Consider the following 21,673-nt stretch of genomic DNA (forward strand, 5'->3'; position numbering starts at 1 on the left):
CCCTTGTTGCCCCGGAGGTTTTACCCCGGGCGGGGCCAGGGTGGACCCTGCCTGAGCCGACTCTGGTCGCCGTCACGTCCCTCTTGACGGGGGAGGACTCGGCCACTGCAGGAGCACCCAGGATCGCCCTGGTCACCCGGGCGTCATATAGCAGTACCCACCGCACCCAGTGGGGAAAGGACAGCGTCTACTGACGGTGGCAGGCCACGCGCGGCAGCATCCCGCTCCGCACTCCAAGTACGGATGGGCTTCCACGGGCTTGCTTGGAGCCCTAACTGCCCAATCAAGCAACGAGGTCGTCGAGGAGCGTGGCGAGGGCGCGGTACTCGGGCCGCAATCCGCGTTCGGCCGCACTTCCAGCCACGACCACGGGCAGCAGCACGCCCTCCAGCTCCGGATGGGCCGCGAGCCGCACGGCGATGGGCGCCATCACCTTCGCCTCGATGAGCCGCTTCAAGGGCCGGGCCCCCAGCTGGGGCTCATACCCGTGCCGGGCCAGCCACGCCCGCGCGTCCGGCTCCACCACCAGCTTCAGCCCGCGCCGCAAGAGCCCCGCCCGCGACGCCGCCTTCTCCAGCTCCAGGTCCACGATGCGCAGCACGTCCGCCTCCGTCAGACGGCGGAACGGGATGATGTGGTCGATGCGGTTGAACAGCTCCGGCCGGAAGGCCTGACGGATGGCCCGCGTGAAGTCCTCCGCGCCCCGCTCCGCTCCGAACCCCGCCGGCTCCGAGTGCACCACGCCGAGATTGCTCGTCATGCACACCACCGTCATCCGGAAGTCCACCAGGCGCCCCAACCCATCCGTCAGTCTCCCCTCCCCCAGGATGCCCAGGAGCAGATCGAAGACCTCCGGGTGCGCCTTCTCCAACTCATCGAAGAGGACGAGTGACAGGGGTTGCTGCCGCACCCGCTCGGCGAGGCTGGTGATGCCCGGCCCCACCTCCATCAACCGCTGGGCCGAGCCGGGCAACATGTACTCGGACATGTCCAGGCGGATCATCCGCTGCTCATCACCGAAGAGCGTGCGTGCCAGTTGCTTGGACAGCTCCGTCTTTCCCACCCCCGTGGGCCCGGCGAAGAGCAGCGTGCCCACGGGCTTGTCCGGATCATTCAGCCCCGCCTTGAACCGCGCGAGCACGCCAGCGGCCAGCTCACACGCCCGCTCCTGACCGATGACGCCCTTCTGGAGCTGCGCCGCGAGCGCGTGACGCTCGGCGGGCACCTCGTCGCTGATGAGCTGGAGCGGCAGGCCCGAGTAGCGCGCGTAGGCCTCGGAGGCATCGCGCGGGTAGAGCGTCCGGGACTGGCCGCGCTCGCCCTGCTGCTCCAGCCAGTCGAGGAAGCGGAACGCCTTGCCCGGAAACAGGCTGTCGCGCTGGAACGTGTCCAGGTGGGCCACGAGCTGCCGCAGCCCCACGGGATGGATGCCCACCCGGCTGCGCCGCACGGATTGGTAGCGCTGCATGAGCTCGGGCATGCGCGACGCCGGGGGCTGCTCGATGCGCAGGACGCGGAAGGGCCGCAGCGCCTCCGGGAAGCGCCGCTGGCAGCGCTCGAGTTCGGCCTCGGTGCACTCGGCGATGAGGGAGATCTCCCCGCTCATCGCGGCCGGCAGGAGCAGGTCTCCAATGGATGAGCCATCCGGCTGGGGCGCGAGCAGCGACGTGAGCCGATCCACGAAGAGGTAGTCCTCCTCGTGCGACAGCGCGTCGATGAGCTTCAGGCACCGCTCCTGCCACATGCCCAGGTACACCATGCCCGCGACAATGCGCTCGGCGCTGGTGCGCCAGATGTCGGGCAGACGCACCGTCTTGTCCTCACGCCGCCGCTCGGCGATCCGCCGCGCAAGCATCGACACGTGGCTCGTCTTGCCCGTGCCCGTGCCGCCGACGAGCAACAGCGACGGCGGGGGCCGGCGCTGGGCGAGCTCCAGCCATTCGCGCATCGCCTCGGCGTCGTACACCAGGGCCGGCTGCCGGCTGCCCAGGGCGCGTGACGTCAATTCCTCACCTACCTGATCGAGCACCTCGGGGGGAGGCTCCCGCCGCGCGCCGCCGCGGACCTCGCGCCGCGCACCGAGCGGATCCCACGCCCGGACGAACTCCTCTCCCTCGTGGCGGAAGTCATACAGGCCCTTGGGCTTCTCCCCGAGCAGCGCGGTGCTCAGCGCGTTCTGCAACACATCGCGCGCGATGGAGAGATCCTCCACCACGAAGGACCAGTCGAAGCGCGGCACCCGCACGCGCCAGGCGCCGCCTTCCATCCGCCCGTAGACGTAGGTGAGCCGCAGGGGGATGAGCGCCTGGGAGATGACCGGCCGCTTCTTGTGCACCGTCTGGGGGTGGATCTCCACGGTGATCGTCCGGGCCTCCAGGTCCTCCTCCCAGAGGAAGCGCTCGAGCGCGGCGTCGTCCTCGCGCATCAACTGCCGCACCCGCGTCTCCAGCAGCGAGAGGACCTCGGACTCACTCGTGCCGTAGGCGGAGGGAGGCGGCTTGTCGAAGAAGCTGTCCCAGACGGGCAGGAGTTGCCCCGTGAGCCGGCCATCGTGGTGGGTGGTGAAGTAGACGCGCAGGCTCTTGTCACTCATGGCGCCCTCCCCGCTCGGGGCTCGCCGGGTTCTGGCTCATCCGCAACCGCCACAGCACGGGCAGGGCCTCGGCGGGAGAGCGCACCCGGTGGGTGCCGCTGTAGGTGAGCAGGTAGTCGTCCAGCTCCAGCTCCGCCTGGCCCTGGCGCGCGGGAGGCTCGAAGCGGTAGGCCCGGACCACGGGCATGGCGGCCTCGGGATCCTCGGGCAGGGGCCGCACGCCCTCCTGCCGCGCCTGGTGGAAGGCCTGGAGCCGGGCGCCATGTCCCGCGAGCAGCACCGCGGGCGCGGGGGCCTGGGCGTCGTGGACACGGACCTTCACGATCTCCGGCAGCCGCCCCGAGGATTGCCAGACGTGCAGCCCGCTCTCGCCGTCGAGGAAGGGACGGATGCCCGGACCCACCAGCTTGATGGCGGCGTGCACCGGCTCCACGGTGGAGGCGTGCAGGAACTCCCGGAGCTGGCGCAGGCCCCCGGACACCACGGCGCCTCCGGGCAGGTGCGCGGCGAAGGACTCGATCGCCCCGCGCGAGTGGGCGTAGGCCGTGCACAACCACCGGGTGAGCAACGAACCGGAGGTGGCGCCCCGGCGCCACTGTCCCAGCGGGAGCAACTCCAGCATCACGGTGTGCTGATCCGGCCGGGCGAGTCCCCGGAGGACGCGCTGGAGGAAGTACACCTCGGCCAGCGCATCGAGCAGTTGCTCGCGGGTCGCGGTCCGCACCGGGGCGAGCGCCCGGCGATCGAAGAGGTTGAACCGCTGCGCCTCGATCATCTCCCGGGCCTCTTCCTCGGGCGCGCGGGCAAGCGACTCGAGCTGGGTGGCGAAGTGCTCCAGGTACATGCGCATGGCGTCGAGCGTGTAGAGCGACTCGGCGTGTTCGCGCTCACCGGCCTGCAACCGCTCCAGGTGGAAGCGGACCTGCTCGGACAGGGCGCCGAGCGCCTCGCTCTCGCGCATGGCGCGCACGGCCTCGTGGGCCTCGAGCAGCTTCTCGCGCAAGCCCGAGATGGGCAGCTCCAGGAGGGGCTCCAGCGCGAAGCCCTCGGCCACGGGCTCGCGGGGGATGAGCGCGTCGGCCTGGACCTCGAAGCGCTCCTCGCGGGTGTAGAGCTGGAACAGGCGCAAGAGGGACTGGGGGCCGCGGATGATGGCGTCGGAGAGCACCTGGCCCACGTGCTCCTCCAGGTAGCGCTTGAGGGGCCGAGCGCCCAGGCGAGCGTCGAAGGCGTCCTCCACGATGCGCCGCTTCACCGCGTCGTCCGCGGACACGAAGATGTTGCGCGAGGTGAGCCCCTGCCGCGCGAGCAGCCGCGCGAGTTCCTTCTCGACGACCTTCTCCCCCACCTCGCGCGAGAGCGGCGAGAAGTGGACGATGCGATCGATGCGGTTGAAGAGCTCGGGGGGAAAGAAGTCGCGCACGGCCCGGTCCGCCTCGAGCGCGAGGGTGCGCGCGTCCGGCTCGCCGATGCCCACGGGCGGCTTGCGCCGGGCGCCCAGGTTGCTCGTCATCACGATGACGGTGTGCGTGAAGTCCGTGGTGTCGCCCGAGGCATCCGTCAGGCGGCCCTCGTCGAAGAGCTGCAGGAGCAAGTAGAGCAGCGAGGCGTGAGCCTTCTCGATCTCATCCAACAACACGAGGGAGAAGGGCTGCTCGCGGATGAGCCGGGTCAGATGGCCCTCGGGCCGCCACGGATCCCCGGTGAGTCGGGCGACGGCGTCCGGCGTCTGGAACTCGGCCATGTCGAGCCGGATCATCCGCGAGGCATCGCCATACAGGTAGCTGGCCAGCGCGCGCGCGAGCTCCGTCTTGCCCGTGCCGGTGGGGCCGGTGAAGAGATAGACGCCGTAGGGCCTGAGGGGATCGGTGAGCCCGGCATGGATGCGCGCGACGAGATCGCACGCCTCGCGCACGGCGTCCGGCTGGCCCATCACCTTGCGCGAGAGGGCCTCGTGGACCTCCTCGGGCGCCAGGGGTTCCCGGGCGCTGAGCAGGGTGGATGGCAGCCCGGTGCGGCCCGCCAGGTGCGTGAAGAGCGCCTCCACGCCGAGCGTGCGGCCCTCGCTCTGGGAGCCCGTGGCCAGCTCGCGCAGCAGATCCAACGCCTTGCCGGGAAGCGCGGCGCCGGGGAACAGGGACGAGGCCTGTTCGAGCAGCACGGGGAACAGGAGGGGATGCCAGGTCAGCGAGTGTTTGGACTCCAGCTCGCGCGCCTCGTGCAGCAACATGCGCAGCGTCTCGTCGGCGCTCGTCGGGCGCACGTGCACCTGGGTGAAGAGCGCGGCGAAGGACGGCGCGTCCGACTCCAGCCGCTGGAGCTGCTCGGGCGTCACCGCGCCCACCAGGGTGATCTCCCCCCGCGCGAGCGCCCCCTGGAAGAACAGCGCGAGGTGGGTGTCACTGTCCCGCGTGCGGCCCAGGAGGCCAAAGGCCTGGAGATCCTCGACGAAGAGGATGCGGCGCCCTCCCCTGGCGTCCTCCAGCACCTGGAGGCAGCGCTGCTCCCAATCCCCGACGTAGCTCATGCCGGCGATGAGTCGCTTGCCGGCGATCGTCCACACCTCGGTCACCTTGTCGAGGTTGCGGTGGGTCTGGAAGCCGTCGGTGTCGAGCTGATCGGCGACGAAGTGCTTGAGCAGGGTCCGCTTGCCACACCCTGGGGGCCCGACGAGCAGCACGGGCGTGCGCCGCTCTCCGCCGAGCAACAGTTGCAACTGCTCGCGATAGGGCACGCGGGGCATGCCGATCGCCAACGAGCCCTCGGCCGCCTGGAGCGTGAGGTTCGTGCCCAGGGTGTGCAGCACCCGAGTGCCGCCCCCCTTCTTCGGGCGCTTCTTGCCCTTGCCGGGCCGATCCTCCACCTCCAGGTCCGCCCAGGGACCCTTCTTCGCGCCGAGCTGGTCGAGCAGTGTCGGAGGCTGGGCGACGAACGAGAACGCCTTGAGACTGTCCTTGCGGTTGGAGCGCAGCGACTCGAGTTCCTCGGACTCCAGCCGTGCCCAGGCGTGGGTGAAGAACACCTTCGCCTGCTCCTCCAGGGACAGGCCCGCCTCGACGGCGAACCACTCCTGCTGGCGCGAGGGATGGTAGGCGATCAACAGGGGCTCGCTCCGGGTGCGCCAGCGCGGCTCGAGGATCAACGGAAACAGGCCGGAGAGCCGGGGCGTATCGGTTCCCGAGCGCACGCGCTTGAAATCCAGCTCCAACTGCACGCGCTCCAGCCGGATGCCGCGAGGCAACTGGAAGCACGCCAGCTCTCGCGGGGGCAGCTCGCCCAGGAGGCCGCGCAGGTCCTCCACGAGTTTCTGTTGAAGCTTGACCGCGCCCTTCCCCTCGCGGCTGCGGGTATACGGACCGAGTCCGAGCGTGGTCCACCGCATGGCCCCCGAGGCACTCCGGCTCTGGTAGACGGCGAGGGTCAGGTTCATGGCGTGGCGGCTCGGAGCGCGTCGAGGACGACGGAGGGAGTGCTCTCGGGATCGAAGCTTCCCGAGCGCTCCAGGTGCAGGAGATGTTCGAGCAGGAGGTGCTCCCAGTCCTGGAAATACCCCCGGGCACCGAGCGAGACGGTTCGCGCGCCGTCGCAGAGGACGACGTCTCCCCCGGGCTGGTGCTCACGCACGGCGGGCATCAATCGCAGCTCCTTGAGAGGAACGGGGGCGGGCGGGGCGATGGCGGGCAGCTCCAGCTCCTTCTGGGACAGGTGGGGCCTCATCGCCACGGGTTGGACGGTGAGCAGGACGGGCTCGTCGCGCGGTGTGGGGGGAAAGCGGTGCAGTCCGGCCTCGAGCGCCAGGAACGAGCCGGCATAGGGGCCGCTGACCGACAACAACACCTCGTGGAACGCGCGCTCGGGCTCGCCGAGGGCCCGCATCAACGCCTCGGCGGAGAGGACCTCGTCGCGCCACCGGCGCTTGTCGTCCTTGTGGTGACGGACGGCGGAGAGGCGGCCACCGGCCACCCACCCGCGGCGGGGCAGTTCCTCGAGCAGCGGCGACAGCCAGGCGTCGAGCGCCCGCGTCTCCCCCGCCTCCTGGACGATGAGCGTGATGCCATCGCGCTGGGGCTGCGAGGCGAGCAGCACCGAGGGCAGCATCCGGCGCAAGGCGCGCGACTGCTCCCGGGCGTCCTCCACGAAGGGGGAGATGTCCTGTTGCTCGAAGAGGGCCAGCAGCGCCAGCTCCTCGGCGGCCGAGAGCGCCGCGCGCAGCCGCTGGACCTGGGCCCAGAGCAGATCCAGCCGACTGTGCTCGTGATGCAGTTGCCCGAGGGAGAGGGCCTCGTGACCCTGATTCGGGTGGGCCCCTTGCGCGAGCTGGGCCACGAGGAAGCGCACCTGCTCCACGAGCCGCTCCACGGCGTCCATGCGGAGGATGGCATCGAGTTCCCGCCGCTCGGCCTGGAGGGACTCCACCCGCTCGAGTTGATGACGCGCCTGCCTGGGGCTGCCCGGGGTCAACGCCACCGAGAGCCCCCGAGAATCCGAGCGGAGGGTGACTTCACCGCCCTGGGCCTCGGGGCCCGCGGCGGAGAGCGCGCGGGCCAGGGGCACGACGAGCTGTTGATCCAGATGACGGCGCAGCGCCCGGGCACCATGGGCCTCGTGGTAGCCGGACGCGGCGAGCGAGGAGAGGAGCTCGGGCGGCACCTGGAGTTCGAGCCCCCGCTGGAGCAGGCCGCGCCGCTGTCGCAGCTTGTCCACGGTGAGCCGGGCCACCTGCTCCACCTGGGTGGGGGTGAGCGGGTGGAAGGCGATGAGCTGGTCGATGCGGTTGACGAACTCGGGACGGAAGTGCCGGTGCACCTCGCGCAGGTAGTGCTCGGTGTCATCCACCGGCGCGGCGCCGATGCCCAGGGGGGTGCGGCGATGCGTGACCCCGAGGTTGCTCGTCATGATGATGAGGGCGTTGTGGAACCAGGCCGTCTGGCCATGGGTGTCGGTGAGCCGCCCTTCCCCGCAGACCTGGAGCAGCAGATCGAACACGGCGGGGTGGGCCTTCTCGATCTCGTCGAGCAGGAGCACGCAGAAGGGCTGCTGGCGCACCCGCCGCGTGAGCAGTCCGGGCCCCCGGGCACTGCCCCGGATGAGCCGCTCGGCGGCCCAGGCGTCCATGAACTCGCTCATGTCGAAGCGGAACATCCGCTCCGGCGAGCCGAAGAGGAACGTGGCGAGCAGCCGCGCGAGCTCCGTCTTCCCGACGCCGGTGGGGCCGACGAAGAGGAAGGTGGCCAGTGGCTTGCCCTGGGGCTGGAGCCCCGCCTTCACCATGCACAGCGTCTCCACCACCCGGCGCACCGCCACCTCCTGCCCCACGAGCTGGCGGCGGAAGGACGCCTCGACGTCCGCGGCGAGCAGGGCGCGATCCTCGCGCAGGAGGAACTCGGGGACGCCCGTCTTGAGGCTGAAGAGCGAGTACAGCCGCTCCCGGGTGAGCAGGGGCACCTGGCCATCCCCCGTGCGCGCCTGATGGAGGCTCGCGCGCAGCTCCTCGTACAGCCGCACCGCCTTGCCGGGCATCGCGCCACCGGGGAGATAGCGCTCGGCCAGCTCCACGAGGGGCTCCACCGCGTCCTCGGCCAGCTGGGGCCGCGAAGGCTCCGCCTGCCGCTGCCAGGCGGCCCGCGCGCGCAGCGCCTCCCGGGTCTGCTTCGCGCTCAGGGGCTCCAGGCGCACGCGCGCGAGCAGGGAGAAGAAGCCCGGGTGTTGGTTCTCCAGGAGATCGAGCGACTCGGAGGTGAGTTCCCCGAGCAGCCGCACCCTGCCCTCCTCCAGGAAGGGCTTCATCACGCCGGGGATGTTGACGGACTCCGTGGAGTGCTGGGCGAGCAGCTCGCCCAGGTTCTCGAAGAAGAGGACGGCGTCGAGCTCCCGCGCGGCGCGCATCACCCGCAGGACGCGCTCCTGCCACTGGCCGAAGCCAGACATGCCGGCGATGAGCCGCGAGCCGCTCGTCGCATACACCCGCCGGGGGCGGCCCGCCTTGCGCTCGGCGCGCATCCACGCCTGGAGCAGTTCCGTCTTGCCGACCCGCTCCGGACCCACGAGCAACACGCCCTGCCGCTTCTCGCCGCCCACGAGGGTGGACAGCAAGGCGAGTTCGGTGTCCCGGCCCAGGAGCGGTGGCCCCTGGCGCGCGTCCTCGCGGTCGTGCAGGGGCACGGACACGGAGAGGAGCACTTCATGGGCCTGATCGCGCTGGAGCTTCTCCTCCAGCTTCTTCCGGGCCTTGAGGGCCTTGTCGCCCGCCTCCTCGCGCCGGAGCGTGAGCGCGAGGGTTTCGAGCATCACGCTCCGGGGAGGCAGGAGCCGCAGGAAGTCGGGAGCGCTCAACTCCCGCGCGGCGAGCAACCGCTCCACATCGGCGCGCACGGTCTCGCGCACGTCCTGGGCCGGGCCCACGAAGACGGTGTGATCCAACGCGGGGACGAAGACCCAGGTCTCGGCCGCGAGCGGGACGACGACCACGGCCAACTCGACGAGCGTGGAGGTGGCGAGCCGCTTGGGGAGATCCGCGCGCGCCGCCCGGATCTCCATCATCTCCAGCCGGATCCGCTCGGGAAAGGAGAACCGGGCGAGGTGCTCGGGCTCGATCCGGGAGAGGTGCTCCTCGAGGAACAGCCGCTGCTCCGAGAGGCACGCCTCGAGGGTGGACGCATGGCTCGTCAGGGCGGGCGCGGCCACGGGAAACACCTGGTAGTCGCCATTCCAGAGCTGTTGGCAGAGGAGCGGTGTGGTGAACTCGAGGGTCCCGGATGAGGCGTCGGAAGGGGCCATGCGCCACCCATCCTATGCCGAGCGCATGTCTCCATCAATCTCTATCTTCTCTGATGGCAATAATTGCCATGCCAGGACGCGACATGGATCGTGTTTGTGTTTTATTATCAAAAGCAATCCGTAAATAAAATGCACGCACCGTGTTTGCAATTAATTGCATGTTACTGACAATCACTCTCATCAAACACAAAAAAAGAGAAAGGCATACACAAAAACAATAACAATCGGATGTATGTCTATTTCTCCTGCTCACCAAGACGTTCTATGTGGGCATCGCTCTGAGACACCGTGCATTCGACAAGGGCCGCGGTTGCCCCCGCTGGCTCATGGTCCTACGGACGGAGCTTGTTGACGGTGAGACGGTGCCTGGCGAGCCACCGGTGGTATCTCCAGCCGACGGGCAGCCATCTTCTGAACCGGGCGAGTGGCTCGACCTGGAGCCGGTAGGAGGCATCTCCGAAGAAGCCGAACTCCACCCAGTCGGGTCCCACGGTCCGAATGGAGAGGATCCCGGGGGCGTAGGGCATCCCGGCCGAGACGGAGTCCAGGAGCTGGCCCTCGCGCCCCACCAGGTACACGGAGAGCAGCTCCTCGAAGGGACAGTCCTGGGTCAACCATACGAGGCAGGAGCCGTCCTCCAGCTCGAGCTGCTCTTCCAGCAGCAGACCCTCGACGGTGAAGCCGAGTGCTTTCCCGTCACGGACCAGCCGAGAGGTGCCTCGCTCGGAGTCCAACCCGGCGAGCGAGAACCGCCGCACTTCACGCATGAGTTCACCCCTCTATGTGAGGAACTCTACGAGAAGGAGCCAGGGCGGAGTAGTTTCACCGCCTCCCTGAAGGTAGGAGCCTGACCGTGGACGAGACCGAACCGTCCCCCTTGCCGTTCCCCACGAGCCTCTGCCACCGCTGCGCGGCGCCCCCGAAGTACGTGCGGACGAAGACGTCCACCTTCATCCTCTGCCCCCTGTTGCCGGGCAAGTACCCGCCCCAGCCCGTGCTGCGCTGTCCCCTCTTCAGACCGCGAGGAACACACGAATGACTTCGGAATGGGATGTGCGGACCCGGCTCGTGCGGGCCGACGAGGCCGACGAGGAAGGCGCGCCGCTCAACACCCCCCTGGTGCTCTCCACCACCTTCCGTGCCCATCCGGAGGGCGTGGGTTTCTCCGCCGTGGACATGGGGGAGCAGTCGCCCTTCTTCTACGCCCGGTGGTCGACCCCCACCGTGCGGACCCTGGAGCGGCGGCTGGCCGACCTCGAGGGCGGCGAGGACGCGCTGTGCTTCGCCAGTGGGATGGCGGCCATCACCGGGCTGCTGCTGCACCTGCTTGGGCCCGGCACCCACCTGGTCATCAGTGACGTCTGCTACGCGGGCACGGCCGAGTTCGTCCGCGGGACGCTGCGGCGCTACGGCGTGGACGTCACCCCCGTGGACACCTCGGACCTCGAGCAGGTGCGCGCCGCGCTGCGCCCCAATACCCGGCTTGTCTACCTGGAGTCACCGTGCAACCCCGTGCTCAAGCTGACGGACATCGAGGCGGTGGCCACGCTCGCGCACGGCGTCGGAGCCCGGGTCGCCGTCGACGCGACCCTCGCGACGCCCATCGGCCTGCAACCCCTGGCGCTCGGGGCCGACTTCGTCCTGCATTCCTTGACCAAGTACATCGGCGGCCACGGTGACGTGCTGGGCGGGGTCGTCGTCGGCGGGCGGGCCGAGCTGGCCGCGCTCCGCCAGGACTCACTCATCCACCTGGGCGCCGTGCTCAATCCCTTTCCCGCGTGGTTGCTCTTGCGCAGCCTGGCCACCCTGCCCCAGCGCATGGCGGCCCACGAGGCCACGGCCCGCGAGGTGGCCGCCTTCCTGGAGAACCACCCCCGCGTGCACCACGTCCTCTACCCGGGGCGCGACTCCCATCCCCAGGCCGCCCTCGCCCGCCGGCAGTTGCGCAACACCTCCGGCATGATTGCCTTTCAAGCGGAGGACGCCCCGGCGGTGGCGCGCCGTCTCGCCGAGCGGTTGAAGGTCGTCCACTACGCCGTCTCGCTCGGCAAGCCCCACAGCCTCGTCTTCTACCTGCCCACGGACGAGCTGCAGCGCACCTCGTTCCAGCTCTCCCCGGCGCTGCTGGCGCGCTACCGTGCCTGGGCGGGCGACGGCATCTTCCGCCTGTCGATCGGCCTGGAGGCCCCGGCGGACATCATCCGGGATCTCGATCAGGCCCTGGCCCCGTGAGCCACGCATTCAGACGGGACACATAGAAGAGTTGTGACGCCCATGCCGAACGACACTCCCTCGCCTTGCATGCTCGTGGAGGACTTCCTCTGGCCCCTGCTCATCGTCCAGCCACGAGGCGCGGTCCCGCTCGCGCACTTCGAGGAGTATCTCGTGCGGCGGCTCACCTACCTGCGGCGACAGGAGAAGCACGTCGTCCTCTTCGACATGCGGCACGCGCCCATGCTCCCCTCCGAGATCCGCCAGCGTCAGTCCGAGTGGCTCAAGCAGCACGCGGCCCTGGTCGAGGCCCAGGTGCTCGGTCATGCCCTGGTCGTCACCTCCCCCTTCTTGCGGTTGATGCTCTCCACCTTCCACAAGATCCGGCCGCGCAACAGCCGCCATCTCGTCACTCCCCATCTGAATGACGCGGCGCGCTGGTGCCTCAACGTGCTCGAGGAGAGCGGCAGCAACCCTCCCACCCAGCGCATCGAGGCTCACTTCGGCCTGAAGCCCCACTGAACACGGTGCGGGCGCCAGGTGTGTTGGCGTACCTGATGGCACCTAACGGGGCGCGCGCCCTTCTGGCGCACCTGGGACTGGCCACTCAGTCCACGAAGCAGCCCGCCAGCCTCGGGTCCGTGCGCAGGAGGGCATCGACCTCCGGCGCGCAGTCACGTGAGGAGAGCACCGTGTAGAAGTCCTCCTTCAGCGAGGGCGCGAGGCGCACCGCCGCGAGCCACTCCCGGCGGGAGAAGGGGTCCGCGGTGATGCCCCGCCAGAAGCCGGTGGCGTCCAGCACGGAGGCCACCCGCTCCGTGCCCTGGCCCTGCAGCCGGCTGATGACATACGTCGCCACCCCCACCTGCAGCCCATGGAGACGGGGGCGCGCGGCCAGCGCATCCAGCGCGTGGGACAGCAGGTGCTCGCTGCCGCTCGCCGGGCGTGACGAGCCGCTCACCTCCATGGCAATCCCATTCAGCATGAGCGACATGGCCAGGAGGCGGACACCCTCCAGGTCCCTCACCGGCCGCGCCATGAACTGAAAGACGGTCGCGTCCGAGAGCAACGCCGCGAAGTCGTTCACGGGCGTGCCTCGGGCATGGAAGGCCAGCTTCCAGTCGGCGATGGCCGTCACCTTCGCGACGAGGTCACCAATGCCAGACCACCAGAGCGTGTCCGGTGCATGGAGGCAGACGTCCGTGTCGACGACGACGCCGGTGGGCATCGCCGCGCGCAGCGAGCGGCGTCGTCCCCCTTGGGTGAGGCTCGACTGTGGGCTGCAGAAGCCATCATTGGACAGGGACGTGGGTACGGCCAGGTACGGCAGGCCCGCGAGGAAGGCCACGTACTTGGCGACGTCCAGCGCCCGCCCGCCGCCAAATCCGAGAACGGCCTCACAGCCCGCGGGCAGGCAGGTGAAGAGCGCGCTGGCGTGCTCGAAGCTCGCCTCGGTCACCTCCGCCCGCCCCACGACGGTGATTCCCTCCCGTGTGAGGCTCGCCTCCAGACGCTGGCCCGGCCCGGGCAGCAGTCCGGTGCTCACCAGCAGGAAGATGCGCCGGTGCCCGGCACGTGACAGGTAGACGCCAACCCGGTCCAGCGCGCCGGGTTTGATGCGCACGAGACCAGGAATGAGGAGCGGCTGCGTACGTGGAGGCATGGTGGCTCACAAGATGGCACCGCGATGCGTGCTGGGCCACTTCGGGCTACGCGCACCCCACCCGCTCCAGGGGCCCCATGCGTCCTATACGTCGTGCGGCGCTCCTGTATGCTCTCGTCAACCATCGGTTACTGGTGACGAGGCCGGTCGTCGCCCGACGGCGACCAGGAATCCGGCCCCGTGGCAGCGCACCCCTCACCCCACGAGAGCCATGAAGATCAAGAACATCGGCGTCGCTGTCGGCGCCTCTCTGCTCATGTTCGCCCTGGTCACCGAGCCCCAGCTGCTCGGCGTGCCCACCGCCGACGCGCGCGGCACGTACTTCCATACCGAGATCCATCCTCCGCACTGGCTGCCATGGACCACCGATGGCGCGCCCGCGATCGAGAGCGGTCCTGCCTTCCTGACGCACGGCCTGCGCTGCAGCGGCCGCTACTGCGACAGCGTGAGCCTGCTCAACGTGGAGTCCGGATACACGCAGACGAACAGCTGGTGGACGGACTCCTTCTCCGAAGAGGGCGCGCACGAGCAGGTGTGCGGCGACAACGGCTTCGTGACGGGCCTGGGCTGTTCCGGTGACTACTGCGACAGCATCGCCCTGCGGTGCTCGCAGATCGACAACGGCGGCGTGCGCTCGAACTGCTACTGGACGGAGTCCATCTCGGAAGAGAGCGGCGGGAAGTTCGTGGCCCCGGAGTCCATGTACCTCGCGGGTGTCCGATGCTGGGATCGCTACTGTGACAACAAGCAGCTCTATCTCTGCCAGGCGGACAACGGCGGGCCGTCTTTCGATTTGAGCGCGATGGCGGCCAAATACGCGCCTCGCCTGCGCTTCGACCAGGAGACCACCACGGGCTCCGGCGAGCAGAGCAAGTGCTTCCCGAGCGACGCGGCCACGTACTTCGAGCAACGCGCGCGAGGCGCATCCCCCGTTTCGCTCTGCAACAAGGACTATTCGACGATTCAGAACAACCGGGTCCCGGCGTACTACACCGCCACCCAGGTCGGGACGAACACGGTGCTCATCCGCTATTGGTACTTCTATGCGTGGCAGAGCACGTGCTTCGTCAGCTCGGGCTCGCACGCCGCGGATTGGGAGTCGGTGGCGGTCCTGGTCGTCGATGGGCGGTTGAGCCGGGTCGCGTTCTACCAGCACGGCGGGTGGTACAGCCGGGAAGCCGGTTCGTTCGAGACCGTGGAGGGCACGCATCCCATCGGCTACGTCGGGAAGAACGCCCACGGCACCTACCACGACTCCGGGGGCTCGGGCGGCTGCCTCTACTTCGAGGACTTTCGCAATCCCGGCGGCAACGACTACCACATGGATACCTGGAACAACCTCGTGCCCCTCACCCGGGGCGGCAACTCGCCCGCGTGGATGAACTGCACGGGCTCGGGTTGCTTCGATGGCATCGGTCATCCGATCGAACAGACGGGAGACCTGCGCTCGATGCGTGGCTGCGCGAAGGACGGCTGCGGTCGGTCTTCCCTCGGTGAGAACATGCCCTTCCAGAACGACCCGGCGGGCACGGACCATACGGCCCTCTACCTCCAGCACAGTGGCAAGGTGATCGATGTCCCTGGGGCGAGCACCAGCGATGGGGTGGCGCTCACCCAGTTCTCCAACTGGGGCGTGGACAACCAGCGCTGGCTGCTCGAGTCGACGGGAGACGGCTTCTTCACGTTGCGCGCACGCCACAGCGGCAAGTGCATGGACGTGGCCGGAGCTTCCATGACGGCCGGCACGAACGTCGTCCAGCACACCTGCAACGGCGGCGACAACCAGCGCTTCCGCCTGCTCCCGTACGGCAACGGTTACTTCGCGATCCAGGCGAAGCACAGCAACCAATGCCTGGACATCGCGGGCGGCTCCATGGACGACGGCGGGTCGCTGATCCAGTGGCCGTGCGGCTGGACGACGAACGAGAGCTTCCGCTTCGCGCCGTGACACGGCCCTGGGCCTCCGCGGTCACTGGGGCACGCGGAGCCCCACGAGCCCATCGATCGCCGCGCGCGAGACCTCGTTCGGAAGCGCGGGCAGCAGGGCGCGGGCCGCGCCGGGGAGGTTGCCCGGGTGGAGGATCATCACCTGCACGACCCGCGACTGCTCGTCGAGGAGGATGGCGAAGTAGCGGTCGTCGAGCGGCCGGCGCCACACCGGCGCATAGGCGCTCGCGCGGTTGTCCGCGTCGATCACCGCGCCACGCTCCATGGCCTTGAGCGCCCGCGCGTCGAGGAGATCGGAGCCGGGATCGAACTGGCCGATGCCACAGCCAGCGATGCCGCACACGGACCCGCCGAGGCTGCCGACCTGGAACGACCTGAGCCCCGTGCTGATGATGTCGCGGTTGCCCCACTGGCTGCCCGACGACTCCGCCACGACCTCGAACACGTTGATCTGGCCGCACCCGTCGCCCACGGCCCCGTTCGTGTTCGCGAAGCAGTGACACGGGTGATAGCCCGACCACCCGTCGCGGTTGAGCTCCGAGGGGCTGAAGCCGATCCACGGCGCGTCCTGCTGGCGCTCGTCCTCTCCGGGCTTGATGCAGCTCAGCGGCTTGAGCGTCGGATCATCCGCGTAGGGCATGGAGGCGAGCAGCACCACGAGCTTGGAACCCGGCCAACCGTCGTAGTCCAGCGCCGAGCCGGGGCAGTACGGATTGCTTCCCGGACCGCAGGGGAACTTGCGGTCCTGCATGGCGTAGAACGCGCAGTTGTTCCCGAGGTCACCCGTGAACGGCGTCTTGTCTCCGGGCCCGGAGATGTGGAGGTTCTGGAACGTGGTCGGCGCCCGCCGGTCCCAGAACGACTTGATGGCCCATGCGCCCGTGGGCTCCGCGACCGGCTGGTAGACGGCGAACTGCTTGACGCGCATCGGCCCTTCGAGGACCAGCGTCATCTGCTCGTTGTACGGGGACAGGCGGTTGCTCGTTACCTGGTGCCTGGTGCGGCAGCAGTACTCCTTACCTCCCCAGGGGTAGCTGATCCATCGCGCCTCGACGTCGCAGCGCGGGTCGCCCTCGCTCGCCTCGATCCGGCGGCCCCAGTAGCCCGTGGCGCCGATATTGGTGAAGGTCATCGTGCCGCCCCGGGTCGCGGGCCCCGTGTTCGACGGCGTGGGGGGCTCGTGCGTGGGAACGGCGGGTTCGCCGCCCGGCTTGGAGGGGGCAGCGCCGTCGGCCTTCGGGTCGGCGCTGCACGCCACGCCTGCGATCCCCAGGATGGCCGCGGTGATGAGGAATCGGAGGCGCCGGCCACTCCCACCAAGCCTGCTGTCTGTGACTACGTTCATCTGTGTTGACTTATCATCGGCAATCGACTGGATCAAACGAGATCAGGCGTCACGAACAGGTCAGCTCCTTGATGATCTCGTTCAATCCCAGGCTGATCTCAGTAGGGCCGCAGGTGGAATCGCTGGCAGGTGTTGTCCAGCCAGCTGTACTGCTGGACCGTGCCCCCTTCGGCCAAGGAGCAGCCGGACACCTCGAGGGCCTTGCCGCTGTGCCGGGCGATGAGCCGGGCGGTGCCATCCGCCAGCGGCTCGATGCGCCACTGGGAGTGGGTGCCCGAGCAGGAGCCCGTGACGGTGCGGGCGGAGTTGGCGGTGGAAGCCCCCTCGATGAGGAGACAGCTTCCGGCATTGGAGACTGGCGAGAGCTGGAAGTACCCATCTCCGGTGGGGGTGAAATTCCACCGCTGACAGTTGTTCCCCAGCCAGCTCCACTGGTTCACGCGGGTGCCGTCCGCGGTGCCGCAGTTGGCCACGTCCAGCACCTTGCCACTCGAGACGTTGACGATCGCCACCGGCCCCACCGGCTGGAGCTGCCACTCCTGACAGGTGTTGCCCAACCCGGACCACAGGTTCACGGCCGACCCGTCCGCGCTCGCGCAGTTGGCCACGTCCAGCACCTTGCCGCTGTTGCGGTTCTGCAGACGGAACCACCCCTCCGAGGTGGCCACGGGCATCCACTGCTGGCACGCATTGCCCAACCACGACCACTGGCCCACGCGGGTGCCGTCCGCGGTGCCGCAGTTGACGGCGTCCAGGGACTTGCCGGTGCTGCTGTTCACCAACCGGTAGTACCCGTCCGCGGTCGGATCGAGCACCCAACCGGTAGCCGCACTGGAGCAGGAGGCCAGGACCGCGCTCGCCCCATCGCCGCTCGCGCCCCCGCTGACCCCCATGCACTTGTTCGCCGACCGGCTCACCAGCTTGTAGGCGGCGCCGCGCACGGCGGTGGTGATGGGCGAGCGCTCCCCGGAGGGAACCGCGAGCGACGTGCCGAGGGGGACGGGAGTGCCGAAAGAGGGCGTGCCATCCGAGTTCCAGGTGAAGGCCTGCGCACGGGTCGAGCGCGTCCGCGAGCAGCCCTGATTGGCGGCGCTGTTGGCGTGGTAGACGATCCAGCTTTGCGTGCCATCCGGCGAGGTGAAGAAGCCGTTGTGACCCGGCCCGTAGACCCCATTGGCGTCGGAGCGCTGGAACACGGGGTTGGCGGACTTCTTCCAGGAGGAGAGGCTCAGCGGATCGCTCCCGGTGAGCGTCAACATTCCGAGCTTGTAGTCCGGGGTCCCGCAGAAGCTGGCCGAGTAGATGAGGAAGGTCTTGCCGCCGCGCTGCAGGACCACGGGTCCCTCGTTGACGGGGGCACCCTGCGTCTCCCAGCTGTACGTGGGATTGGAGAGCAACACCTTCGTACCGCTCGTGGTCCAGGGGTTGCTCATCTTGGCGATCCACATGTTCTGGTTGCTGCCCTCGAACGCCGAGGAGAGCAGGTACAGCGAGCCGTTGACCTGGAGATAGGAGCCATCGATGTTCCAGCCGGTGCCCTGGGGCTCGCTCTTGAAGGCATAGGGCCCCATGGGATCGTCTCCCGCGCTCTCGAGCACCACCAGGTGCTGGTTATCGAAGTTCCCCCCCGTGCCGGCCGTGAACATGAAGTACCAGCGGTACCCATTGGGGCCATTGAGCCGATGGAACTCGGGAGCCCAGAAGTTACAGCACCGGCTGGCCGTGGTGTCCGACCAGATCACCACCGGCGTCGCGGTACTCAGCCCCGCCAGGGTCGGCGATTTGCGCATCATCATCTGCGAGGACCAGGTCGTCGTCGCCAGGTAGTAGTTGCCGTTGTAGTACTGCAGCCAGGGGTCCGCTCCATCCCCCAGCAAGGGGTTGCGGAAGGTGGTCTCACCGACCGCTCGCGCGGGGGTAGCGGGGAGAACCAGAACGGCCAGGCCAAGCAGCAACGCGGTGAACGCCCGGGAGTGTGCCATGTCTCACTTTCGATCAGGGGATGCGGACACCTGCGCGCGAAGCCGGTCTGACCATCACCGGGGCACGAGGCCCTGGATGGCCATGCCAGCAAAAGGAGCAGCCTGTCCGGTGCGGGAACGGGAGATGTGAACGCTCACATCTCTTCGGCCGAAGCTGCGCTCATCCACGAACATTGTCAACCACATCTCAGACGGCGCGGTGCATCATGGATTCCGGCACGGACTCGCGCCCAACACCCCCACGGCAGTGAGTGTTTGACACCGGACAGAGCCATGGAGGAGCGCCGTCCGCTCCGAGCGCAGGCGCCACGGGCGGAGGCCGAGCGGAAAATCACACCCCGCGTGAGCGGATGACTCGTGCCAGCCATTTCCTGACTCGTGCCAGCAGGGCCTCCGAAGCCATTCAATCCCTGACGGCGCGATGCATCATGGCCGAGGCGCGCCGGGTCCAGGGCAGCGCGTCATGAGACCGCCTCCCTGTTCCTTCGGGTTTGTCATTGCACGCGGGTTTCATCCGTTGGTACCTTCGCACCGCCGCAGGGATGTGAACGCTCACAATTCACCCCGGAGATTCGATGTTCAGCGCCCCCCCGCTCCCACGCCCTCCCCGCCTCGCCGCGCTGACCTCCATGCTGAGCGCCCTGTACCTCGTGCTCATGGCCCCGGGAGCGTGGGCCCAGACGACAGGCGCGTCCGCTTTCGCCATGGGCTACTTCACCGAGTCCCCCAATGGACTGGCCAGCGACTATGGCCTGCACCTCGCGGTGAGCGACGACGGACGTGAGTGGACGCCGCTCAACCAGAACGCGCCCGTGGTGACGCCGACCCTCGGCACCAAGGGCCTGCGCGACCCGTTCATCCTGCGCAAGCAGGACGGCACCTTCGTCGTCCTGGCCACGGACCTCTACGGGCTCGACTTCTCCAAGCAGAACCAGTTCATCCATGTCTGGGACTCCCGTGGCTTGACGTCCTTCGAGAACTACCGGCGGGTGAAGCTGCATGACTTGCCGACCCATTCGTGGGCGCCCGAGTCCTTCTGGGACGCCCAGCGCGGGCAGTACGCGGTCATCTACTCCGCCTTCAACGGCACGCGCGACGTCATCCTCGTCAACTACACGAGCGACTTCGTCACCTTCTCGGCGGCCCAGACGTACTTCGACCCGGGCTTCAACGTGCTCGACGCGACGATGCACTCCCACGGCGGCGTCAACTACCTGTATTTCAAGCGCACGAGCGACAGCCGCCTCATGGGGGCACGCTCCACGTCGCTGACGCCGGGCGCCTTCAACGCGTCCATCTACACGCGGGCCTTCGATGGGCTCGGTGCCACCGAGGCCCCCATCGTCGTCAAGTCGCTCGACCGCGACGAGTGGACGATGTGGGGGGACATCTACACGCCGGTCAACGGCCGCTTCTTCGCCTGGCGCTCGGGGAACATCACCCAGGACGCCTGGGAGCCACTGAGCCAGCGCCTGTACACGCAGCCCATCAACTCCAAGCACGCCACCATCGTGGCCCTCACCTCGGCGGAGAAGTCCGCGCTGCTCAGCCGCTACGGCACGCCGGCGTGGATCCGCCTCAAGTCGTACAACTACCCCGACCGCTACGTGCGCCACGCCAACTACGAGGGCCGTGTGGACCCCTACCCCATGGACCCCTATACGGACTCGCAGTTCCGCCTGGTGGGCGGGCTCGCCAGCTCGAGCGGCGTGTCGCTGCAGTCGGTGACCGATCCGGGCCTCTACCTGCGCCACTCGGGCTTCGAGGTGCGCCTGGAGCGCGATGACGGCTCGGCCGGCTTCGCCGCGGACGCGACCTTCACGCGCACGGCCGGCCTGGCCAATGCCTCCTGGACGACGCTGCGGTCCTGGAACTACTCGGATCGGGTCCTGCGCCACCAGGGCTTCCGCTTGCGCATCGATCCCATCAACGCCTCCTCGCCGCTGACCGACCGGGAGGATGCGACCTTCGCCCTGACCCGCTGAGTGACAACCCCTCCCATGCACCTCGGTGCACGACCCCCAACGCAGGTGAGAGAAACGACATGAAATCAATTGGCTCCATGGTGGTGGCAATCGCGCTGGGTGCGCTCGCGCTCATGGCTGGCGCGTGCACCCAGGACAAGGCGACCATCGGCGTCTCGATGCCCACCAAGTCCTCGGCCCGCTGGATCGACGATGGCAACAACATGGTCAAGGCCCTCCAGGCGAAGGGCTACAAGGTCGATCTGCAATACGCGGAGGACGACATCCCGAATCAGCTCGCCCAGATCGAGAACATGCTCACCAAGGGCGCCAAGGTGCTGGTGATCGCCGCCATCGACGGCACCACCCTGTCCAACGTGCTGCAGCAGGCGGCCGATCAGGGCATCAAGGTCATCGCCTATGATCGCTTGATTCGCGACTCGAAGAACGTCGACTACTACGCCACCTTCGACAACTTCCAGGTGGGGGTGCTCCAGGGCGGCTACATCGAAAAGGCGCTCGGCCTGAAGGAGGGCAAGGGCCCCTTCAACATCGAGCTCTTCGGCGGCTCGCCCGACGACAACAACGCGTTCTTCTTCTACAACGGCGCCATGTCCGTGCTCAAACCGTACCTCGAGAGCGGCAAGCTCGTGGTGCGCTCGGGGCAGGTGGGAATGGACAAGGTCTCGACCCTGCGCTGGGACGGTGCCGTCGCCCAGGCCCGCATGGACAACCTGCTGAGTGCCTACTACGCCGACAAGCGCGTGGACGCCGTCCTCTCCCCTTATGATGGCCTGAGCATCGGCATCCTCTCCTCGCTCAAGGGCGTTGGCTATGGAACCCCGACGCAGCCCATGCCCATCGTGACGGGCCAGGACGCGGAGGTGCCCTCCGTGAAGTCCATCCTCGCCAAGGAGCAGACGTCCACGGTGTTCAAGGACACCCGCGAGCTCGCCCGGGTCACGGCCAACATGGTGGATGCCGTCCTCACCGGGAAGACGGTCGAGGTGAACGACACCCAGACCTACAACAACGGGGCGAAGATCGTGCCCTCCTACCTGCTCAAGCCCGTGAGCATCGACGCCACCAACTGGAAGCAGGTCCTCGTCGACAGCGGCTACTACAAGGACAACCAACTCAAGTAGGTTCCACGGCAAGACATGTCAACGCTCGCGGCCTCCGGGCCGTGAA

Annotated in this window: 13 protein-coding genes; 6 read left to right on the plus strand and 7 right to left on the minus strand. The window is 68.5% G+C overall.

Features of this window, described 5'->3' with window-relative positions; genetic code table 11:
- Nucleotides 1-283 precede the first annotated feature (283 nt).
- The 4 genes from D187_RS44130 to D187_RS51320 all read right to left on the minus strand — a co-directional run bounded on the left by D187_RS44130 (nucleotide 284) and on the right by D187_RS51320 (nucleotide 10,137).
- Nucleotides 284-2,593: an AAA family ATPase gene (locus tag D187_RS44130; protein WP_002631844.1), complete on the minus strand. Its 2,310-nt coding sequence runs from the start codon at nucleotides 2,591-2,593 to the stop codon at nucleotides 284-286.
- Nucleotides 2,586-6,023, minus strand: a complete 3,438-nt coding sequence (locus tag D187_RS44135; protein ID WP_002631843.1) for an AAA family ATPase — start codon at nucleotides 6,021-6,023, stop codon at nucleotides 2,586-2,588. Before D187_RS44135 ends, D187_RS44130 begins: the two co-directional genes overlap by 8 nt.
- On the minus strand, nucleotides 6,020-9,370 hold the full coding sequence (locus D187_RS44140) for an AAA family ATPase (protein ID WP_002631842.1): 3,351 nt from the start codon (nucleotides 9,368-9,370) through the stop codon (nucleotides 6,020-6,022). The genes D187_RS44135 and D187_RS44140 overlap by 4 nt, the downstream gene beginning before the upstream one ends.
- Nucleotides 9,371-9,702: 332 nt before the next feature.
- On the minus strand, nucleotides 9,703-10,137 hold the full coding sequence (locus D187_RS51320) for a hypothetical protein (RefSeq protein WP_020918697.1): 435 nt from the start codon (nucleotides 10,135-10,137) through the stop codon (nucleotides 9,703-9,705).
- Nucleotides 10,138-10,223: 86 nt separating this feature from the next.
- Between D187_RS51320 and D187_RS53385 the strand changes: the two genes are divergently transcribed.
- Genes D187_RS53385 through D187_RS44155 form a run of 3 tightly spaced genes read left to right on the plus strand, consistent with a single transcriptional unit; the run spans nucleotide 10,224 to nucleotide 12,103 of the window.
- Nucleotides 10,224-10,409: a hypothetical protein gene (locus D187_RS53385; RefSeq protein ID WP_002631840.1), complete on the plus strand. Its 186-nt coding sequence runs from the start codon at nucleotides 10,224-10,226 to the stop codon at nucleotides 10,407-10,409.
- Complete coding sequence (locus D187_RS44150; protein ID WP_002631839.1) at nucleotides 10,406-11,602, plus strand: trans-sulfuration enzyme family protein; 1,197 nt, start codon at nucleotides 10,406-10,408, stop codon at nucleotides 11,600-11,602. Before D187_RS53385 ends, D187_RS44150 begins: the two co-directional genes overlap by 4 nt.
- A gap of 42 nt (nucleotides 11,603-11,644) precedes the next feature.
- Nucleotides 11,645-12,103 carry a hypothetical protein gene (locus tag D187_RS44155; protein ID WP_002631838.1) on the plus strand — a complete coding sequence of 153 codons (459 nt, stop codon included), beginning with the start codon at nucleotides 11,645-11,647 and terminating at the stop codon, nucleotides 12,101-12,103.
- 85 nt (nucleotides 12,104-12,188) lie between these two features.
- On the opposite strand, the gene D187_RS44160 is transcribed toward D187_RS44155, so the two are convergent.
- On the minus strand, nucleotides 12,189-13,244 hold the full coding sequence (locus tag D187_RS44160; RefSeq protein ID WP_002631837.1) for an iron-containing alcohol dehydrogenase family protein: 1,056 nt from the start codon (nucleotides 13,242-13,244) through the stop codon (nucleotides 12,189-12,191).
- A gap of 211 nt (nucleotides 13,245-13,455) precedes the next feature.
- On the opposite strand from D187_RS44160, the gene D187_RS44165 reads away from it, so the two are divergent.
- The gene (locus tag D187_RS44165) at nucleotides 13,456-15,192 is read left to right on the plus strand and encodes an RICIN domain-containing protein (RefSeq protein ID WP_002631835.1); all 1,737 of its coding nucleotides are present in this window, start codon (nucleotides 13,456-13,458) and stop codon (nucleotides 15,190-15,192) included.
- A 21-nt stretch (nucleotides 15,193-15,213) separates the two neighbouring features.
- On the opposite strand, the gene D187_RS44170 is transcribed toward D187_RS44165, so the two are convergent.
- Nucleotides 15,214-16,536 carry a cell wall protein YJL171C/Tos1 domain-containing protein gene (locus D187_RS44170; protein WP_155894015.1) on the minus strand — a complete coding sequence of 441 codons (1,323 nt, stop codon included), beginning with the start codon at nucleotides 16,534-16,536 and terminating at the stop codon, nucleotides 15,214-15,216.
- A 98-nt stretch (nucleotides 16,537-16,634) separates the two neighbouring features.
- On the minus strand, nucleotides 16,635-18,518 hold the full coding sequence (locus D187_RS44175) for an RICIN domain-containing protein (protein WP_002631833.1): 1,884 nt from the start codon (nucleotides 18,516-18,518) through the stop codon (nucleotides 16,635-16,637).
- Between the two features lie 575 nt (nucleotides 18,519-19,093).
- Between D187_RS44175 and D187_RS44180 the strand changes: the two genes are divergently transcribed.
- Together D187_RS44180 and chvE are read left to right on the plus strand one after the other, a co-directional pair.
- A complete protein-coding gene (locus D187_RS44180; protein WP_002631830.1) occupies nucleotides 19,094-20,503 on the plus strand; it encodes a glycoside hydrolase family 43 protein in 1,410 nt (469 codons plus the stop codon).
- Nucleotides 20,504-20,562: 59 nt separating this feature from the next.
- A complete protein-coding gene (chvE, locus tag D187_RS44185) occupies nucleotides 20,563-21,627 on the plus strand; it encodes a multiple monosaccharide ABC transporter substrate-binding protein (protein ID WP_002631829.1) in 1,065 nt (354 codons plus the stop codon).
- Nucleotides 21,628-21,673: the final 46 nt, after the last annotated feature.

It is taken from the genome of Cystobacter fuscus DSM 2262, from assembly GCF_000335475.2.
GTDB lineage: Bacteria > Myxococcota > Myxococcia > Myxococcales > Myxococcaceae > Cystobacter > Cystobacter fuscus.

Bases quoted from the DNA above. Each gene is read 5' to 3' on its own strand.
- D187_RS44130 (WP_002631844.1), bottom strand. From the start codon at position 2,593: ATGAGTGACAAGAGCCTGCGCGTCTACTTCACCACCCACCACGATGGC.
- D187_RS44135 (WP_002631843.1), bottom strand. From the start codon at position 6,023: ATGAACCTGACCCTCGCCGTCTACCAGAGCCGGAGTGCCTCGGGGGCC.
- D187_RS44140 (WP_002631842.1), bottom strand. From the start codon at position 9,370: ATGGCCCCTTCCGACGCCTCATCCGGGACCCTCGAGTTCACCACACCG.
- D187_RS51320 (WP_020918697.1), bottom strand. From the start codon at position 10,137: ATGCGTGAAGTGCGGCGGTTCTCGCTCGCCGGGTTGGACTCCGAGCGA.
- D187_RS44150 (WP_002631839.1), top strand. From the start codon at position 10,406: ATGACTTCGGAATGGGATGTGCGGACCCGGCTCGTGCGGGCCGACGAG.
- D187_RS44155 (WP_002631838.1), top strand. From the start codon at position 11,645: ATGCCGAACGACACTCCCTCGCCTTGCATGCTCGTGGAGGACTTCCTC.
- D187_RS44160 (WP_002631837.1), bottom strand. From the start codon at position 13,244: ATGCCTCCACGTACGCAGCCGCTCCTCATTCCTGGTCTCGTGCGCATC.
- D187_RS44165 (WP_002631835.1), top strand. From the start codon at position 13,456: ATGAAGATCAAGAACATCGGCGTCGCTGTCGGCGCCTCTCTGCTCATG.
- D187_RS44170 (WP_155894015.1), bottom strand. From the start codon at position 16,536: ATGAACGTAGTCACAGACAGCAGGCTTGGTGGGAGTGGCCGGCGCCTC.
- D187_RS44175 (WP_002631833.1), bottom strand. From the start codon at position 18,518: ATGGCACACTCCCGGGCGTTCACCGCGTTGCTGCTTGGCCTGGCCGTT.
- D187_RS44180 (WP_002631830.1), top strand. From the start codon at position 19,094: ATGTTCAGCGCCCCCCCGCTCCCACGCCCTCCCCGCCTCGCCGCGCTG.
- chvE (WP_002631829.1), top strand. From the start codon at position 20,563: ATGAAATCAATTGGCTCCATGGTGGTGGCAATCGCGCTGGGTGCGCTC.